Origin of the sequence: Microcystis sp. LEGE 00066, from assembly GCF_015207925.1 — a bacterium.
Taxonomy (GTDB): domain Bacteria; phylum Cyanobacteriota; class Cyanobacteriia; order Cyanobacteriales; family Microcystaceae; genus Microcystis; species Microcystis ichthyoblabe_A.
Genome location: NZ_JADEVX010000370.1, coordinates 1 through 1,243 on the forward strand (window position 1 = coordinate 1; position 1,243 = coordinate 1,243).

Here is a 1,243-nt window from a genome sequence, read left to right on the forward strand (position 1 = left end):
CAACAATAAACTTAAACTAATAAAAAGAAGAGGCTATGGCTTTAGAAACTTTCGGAATTTTTGGGTTAGAAGTATGTTATCTTGGCATCTTGTCTGTTGATTTAGCATAAAGAGTAACGAAGAGCCACACATAAATAGCTGATTTATGTTCAGGATTTAGGGGGCAAAACTCAGTTTTCATCTCAAAGTTGCTGGCGAAATAACCGGAAACCCTTATTTTCTCGTTGGGGACTGTCCTTGAAAATTGAACATAAAATACTAGAATTATGTTCAAAAATCATCCTTCCAGGGGGTTGTCATCTGCTGGGAGAGCGATTAATCTAGGAACAGATGAGTGAGGTAAACCCAATCTCAAGCCAACTACTTTTTTCTTAATTAGGAGTATAATTCCAATGTCCCAACTTCAAATTACTGATTTGGTTCTTGTCAATTCAGAATAAGATAAAGTTCAAGATATTACAGAATACGATTACCGAAATATCATGGGCGGAATAACAATCACAATAACGGAGTACGACAAGAACGGTAAGATTACGAAGGTAACTAAAGTTGAAATTTAAGTAAAAAGTGATTGCTTTTCTAGGAAAAGCAATCACCAATTACAGATATTTTTAGGTAACTGTTCAGGGAGAGATTAATAACTCTTGCTCCAATGCTCTGCCTCAGAACGCCATATCTAAGGCTCTGCTTTATTTCCTTATTTATGTTCAAAAATAAGGCTCTTCGTTACTTGTTATGGTTCGATAGGGGGGCATAAATCAACAAAATCTTTATCTGGTAAGGGATTTAATTGATTAGTTCGCTTTAGATAAAAAACAATTGACAAAAATCGCCCAATGTCTTTCTCTATAAGGGTTCCATCCCTTATAACTCCCGTCTATTGCATAAGACAAACCGAAGAACCAAAAATAATCCTTCAAGAGGGTTGCCATCTGCTTTAAAAAGCATTATATAAAAATAGGTGAGTAAGGTAAACTCAATCTCAAGTTAACTACTTTTTATTTGATTAAGAGGACAATTTCAATGGCTAGAATTTCGATTAACAATCTACACGCTGATGACCTTAACTCTTCACTTATTTCCTTTAGACCTCTTGCATAATTTTTTTATGGTATAATGTAAGGTTTTGCTTTTTTCTCAATTCTTAGATTGAAGTGGAAAAAAGAATAAAATGTGATCTTAGGTCAGGAAATCATCTATAATTTTGCTATGTTTATTAGCAAAATTATGGATTATCAAAACT

1 protein-coding gene is annotated in these 1,243 nt (G+C 33.7%); it reads left to right on the plus strand.

Annotation, left to right across the window (positions count from 1 at the left end; genetic code table 11):
* On the plus strand, nt 1-100 hold a 100-nt coding region (locus tag IQ224_RS23605; RefSeq protein WP_130758492.1), incomplete at its 5' end, for a transposase.
* Nucleotides 101-1,243: the final 1,143 nt, after the last annotated feature.